Below are 4,695 nucleotides of genomic sequence, written 5' to 3'. Positions count from 1 at the left end.
GCCATCCCCAGGGCAGCCCTCAAACGCCTCACGGAACCACCCCCCAACGACTGACCCGGCGAGGTGATCGTCAGGGAGAGCTGAAACCCCACGTGCCAGCGTCCCCGACCTCATGCCGCCGGGAAAAACGTCACCTGCTCGCGGACACGTTCGGCCCCCCGCCACACGTCCCGCAGGGGTCCCCGCCCACACTCCTCCACACCCCAAGCCGTAAACCACGATCGCCCCGTCCACGACCTCGACCACCGTGAAAGTCCAGGATTCGGGAACTTCACTGCTCAACATCGCCAACTGCTCACGCATGCATAGCCCTGCCCGGTGCCCTGTGTCAGGGTGGTGCACCGGCCACGAATTGAAGTGCGCACCGTATCGGCGGTCAGCAGGGCGGCGTGGTTGGCCGCGACCGCCATGAACCCGTTGCCGCCCTTGGCCGCCACGTGGCGCTGCCGGGCCGAGGTCAGCGGGTCGTCGGGGCGCGGGAACGGCACCCGGTCGATGATCACCAGCCGTAGCGACGGGCCCGGAACGTCGACGCCCTGCCACAGCGACAACGTCCCGAACAGGCACGTCGGCTCGTCGTCGGCGAACTGCCTGACCAGCAGCATCGTGGAGTCGTCGCCCTGGCACAGCAGCGGCACGTCCAGCCGCTCGCGCAGCGCCTCGGTGGCCGCCTTGGCCGCCCGCATCGACGAGAACAACCCCAGCGTGCGGCCCCCGGCCGCCTCGATCAGCTCGGCGATCTCGTCGAGGTAGGCCTGCGGCAGGCCGTCGCGCCCCGGCTGGGGGAGGTGTTTGGCGACGTACAGGATGCCCGCGCGCGGATGGTCGAACGGCGAGCCGACGTCGATGCCCTGCCAGCTCTTGCCCTCGCCCAGCCCCCATTGCGCGGCCAGCGAGTCGAACGTGCCCCCGAGCGCCAGCGTGGCGGACGTGAGCACGACCGTGCGCTCCCCGAACAGCTTGTCGCGCAGCATGCCGCTGACGCTCAGCGGCGCGACCCGGAGCATCGGCGGCCGGCGGTCGGTGCCGGAGTCGAGCCAGACCACCTCGGCCCGGTCGGCTTCGGAGGCGTGCCCGTACGCCTCCAGCATGCGCACCGCCGTGTCGTGCACCTCGTCGAGTGCCGTGAACGCGGCCTTGCGTTGCCCCGCCTTGTCGGGATCGTCCTTGTCGGCGGTGCGCGGGCCGAGCGCGGTGATGCATCGCCAGGCCGTGTCGCGTACCAGTGCCAGCGTCAGCCCGAGCACCTCGGGCAGCTCGTCGATGCGCCCGGGTGGCGCGGCGGCCAGCAGCGCCTTGAGGTCTTCGCCGGCCTCCATCAGCTGGTCGGCGATCGGCTGCTCGATCAGCCGGCCGACCCGCCGGACCGCCAGCATCACGGAGGTGTCGGACAGCTCGCTGGTGACCACCGACGTCACCCGGTCGACCAGCTCGTGGGCCTCGTCGACGACGACGACCTCGTGCTCGGGCAGCACCGGCAGCTCGCCCATGGCGTCGATGGCGAGCAGCGCGTGGTTGGTGACCACCACGTCGACCTCGCCCGCCCGCGCCCTGGCCAGCTCGGCGAAGCACTCGGCGCCGCTCGGGCAGCGGTTGGCGCCGAGGCACTCCTGCGCGCTCACCGAGAACTGCCGCCACGCCTGCTCGCTCACGCCGGGCACCAGCTCGTCGCGGTCGCCGGTCTCGGTCTCCTCGGCCCACTCCTGGATGCGCTGCACCATGCGGCCGGTGGCGCTCACCTCGCGCGGGTCGAAGAGCTGGTCCTGCTCGTCCTCCTCGGGCCAGCCCGCCGTCGCCTTGTAGCGGCACAGATAGTTACGGCGGCCCTTGAGGATGGCGAACGTCGGCTCGTGCGGCAGCTCCTTGCCCAGCGCCTCGGACAGCCTCGGCAGGTCACGGTCGACGAGCTGGCGTTGCAGCGCGATCGTGGCCGTGGAGATCACCACCGGCTTCTCGCTGTCCATCGCGTGGCGGATCGAGGGCACGAGGTAGGCCACTGACTTGCCGGTGCCCGTGCCCGCCTGGACCGCCAAGTGCGCCTTGTCGTCGAGGGCCTTCCGCACGGCTTGGACCATGGTGACCTGGCCCTGCCGTTCGCTCCCTCCGAGAGCGTTGACCGCGATGCTGAGCAGTTCGTCCACTGACGGGAGATGCGAGTCCGGCACGGCAGTAAACGCTACCCGCATTCCGGGGCCGCCGCGCCGAACGCGATGTGATCGGCCAGACGCATCCCGGCATTCCTGAATCGGCGCGACGGCACGCATGGCACACTGGTCGATCGGGACTCAAGCTGGTACTGGAAAGTCTCCACCGTGCGTGACCAGAGGGAGTCCCGGTGTAGGTGGGAAGACCGGTCCCGTAGGGTTTTCCGGGTTGAGTGGACGAATAAAGGCTGGTTAAAGCAATATGTCCTCCATGTCGGAAGTTGTCCCCTTGCCGTCGTTCGGCGAAGTCTTCTTCGATGCGCGAGGTCAGGAACGGTGTCTCCGCGTCACCTGGCATGAGGGCACGCTGGTGCTCAGCCTCTGGCGCGGCGAAATGTGCACGGCGAGCTTCCGCATGCCCATGGAGGACGTCGGGCGGCTGCTCGACACCCTTGATGACGGCTACGCCGAGGCCACCGGCGAGCAGCCGGCCGTGCCCGCCCAGGAGCCGGGCACCGAAACCATCCCCGGCACCGGCCAATACCACCGGCCGCCCCAGCACGCTCAGCAACCGCCGCAGCAGCCGCAGCCGGACGACCGGCCCACGGCGGCGCTGTCGCCCAACGACGTGCTCGTGGCCAGGGGCGCGCCGCCGGCCCCCCAGGACAAGCTGGTGGCCTCGTACGGTGAGAGCGCGGCGCCGAAAGACCAGCGCACCTCCGCCTACGGCGACAGCGCGGCCCAGCAGCACGCCCCCGCCTACGGCGAGAGGGCCCCCTTCACCGGCCCTCAATACGTCGACCAGACCGGCCCGCAGCAGGCCTACACCGGCGACCCGTTCAGCGGCCCGCAGTACACCGCCGACCCGATGAGCGGGCCTCATTACGTCCAGCCGCAGGCCGAACCCTTCACCGGCCCCCAGTACGTGGACGAACCCGTCTACCAGCTGCCCGGTGACCAGCGGCCCCAGGCGCCCGTCAACACCGACCCGCTGGGTTTCCCCTCGCAGGCCGCAGACCCCTACCAGTCGGCCCAGCAGCACCGGCCAGACCCCTACCCGTCGGACCCGTACCCGTCCGACCCCTACGGACGCCGCTCCGACACCTACCCCCAGCCCCAGCCGAGCACGGCCGGGCTGGGCACACCCATGCACGGCATCCCGGGGGCGGGCCGCCCCCGCCCGGCCCCGCAGCAGCGTCAGGCGCCCGCCCGCCAGAACCCCGTGGACCCGCTGATGGCCATGGGCCGCGACGATCACGGCGATCCCGAGATGACCCGCCCGTACGTCGGGGATCCCATGTTCTCCACGGGCGAGCGCCTGCGCCCGGAGCAGCCGGACTACCACGAGAGAAGCGACCGCAGGGAGTGGTGACGGCCGTCCGTCGGCCACTCCGCGAACCGTCGTCCCCGCGCATGTGACTGTTCCGCCGCGCGGGCTTTCCGCGCGTCCGCGTCCGCCGTTCGGGCCGTGCGCGCCGGAAAGGGCCGCTGTGCGCTGGGCACTCTACCCTCGTGGGTACGCTCACGGCGGGTGATCGGGCCGAGGGGGAGGAGCGCCGGTGAATCCCACCATGGGCCTGCAACTGCTGCTGGTGGCCGGGGGCGCGGTCGTGATCTCGGCCGTGGCGCGACGCCGGGGATGGCCGGCGCCGCTGCTGCTGGTCGCTGCCGGGTTGCTGGTGTCGCCGCTGGTGCCCGCCGTGCCGCTGGACCCGGATCTGGCGTTGTTCGTGTTCCTGCCGCCGCTGCTCTACTCCGCCGCGCTCGACAGTTCCTATCTGCGGCTGCGCGAGGTCAGGCGGCCCGTGGGGCTGCTGTCGGTCGGACTGGTGGTGTTCACCGCCGCCGTGGTGGGGCTGGTCGTCCACCTGATGCTGCCGGGGCTGCCGCCGGTGCTGGCGTTCGCGCTGGGAGCCATCGTCGCCCCGCCCGACGCGGTGGCGGCCGTCGCGGTCGGGCGGCGGCTCGGCCTGCCGCGCCGTACGCTGACGATCCTCGTCGGTGAGAGCCTGTTCAACGACGCCACCGCGCTGACGCTCTACCGGGTGGCCATCGGGGCGGCCGTGGGCGGTTCCGTGGACCTGGCCGAGGGTGCGGGCCTGTTCCTGCTCGCCGCGGCGGGTGGCGTGGCGGTCGGGCTGGCGCTGGCCTACGGACTGTCGTGGGTGTTCGAGCGGACGCGCGACTCGCTGGTCGAGAACGCGCTGATGTTGCTGATCCCGTTCGCCGCCTACCTCGCGGCGGAGTCAGTGGAGGCCTCCGGTGTGATCGCGGTCGTCATCGTCGGCCTTCATCTGGGGCATCGGATGCACCTGCGCGGGTTCGGGACGCGGCTGGTGTCCGGCGCCGTGTGGAAGGTGACCGCCTTCCTGCTCGAGGCGATCGTGTTCGCGCTGATCGGGCTGCAACTGGAGACCGTGGCCGAGGGGCTCACCGGCGTCAGCCCGTGGCGGATGGCCGGCTACGCGGCCGCGGTGCTGGCGGTGACGATCGCCGCCAGGTTCGTGTGGTTGTTCGCGGTGACGTCCCTGGTCGGTCTGCTGCGCAGGGG

Annotated in this window: 3 protein-coding genes; 2 read left to right on the top strand and 1 reads right to left on the bottom strand. The window is 71.4% G+C overall.

Annotated features, from left to right (window positions below):
* Positions 1-278: 278 nt before the first annotated feature.
* Positions 279-2,186, bottom strand: coding sequence for an ATP-dependent DNA helicase (locus E1267_RS42610; protein ID WP_246064708.1), 1,908 nt, complete (start codon positions 2,184-2,186; stop codon positions 279-281).
* 229 nt (positions 2,187-2,415) lie between these two features.
* On the opposite strand from E1267_RS42610, the gene E1267_RS42605 reads away from it, so the two are divergent.
* A complete protein-coding gene (locus E1267_RS42605) occupies positions 2,416-3,516 on the top strand; it encodes a hypothetical protein (protein ID WP_132341840.1) in 1,101 nt (366 codons plus the stop codon).
* A 187-nt stretch (positions 3,517-3,703) separates the two neighbouring features.
* Positions 3,704-4,695 (top strand): cation:proton antiporter (locus E1267_RS42600; RefSeq protein WP_181957926.1); only part of this gene is annotated, 992 nt, incomplete at its 3' end.

Source organism: Nonomuraea longispora (assembly GCF_004348345.1).
GTDB classification, from domain to species: Bacteria; Actinomycetota; Actinomycetes; order Streptosporangiales; family Streptosporangiaceae; genus Nonomuraea; species Nonomuraea longispora.
The sequence above is the reverse complement of the archived record's forward strand: the minus strand, read 5'-3'. Positions and strand labels throughout refer to the sequence as shown.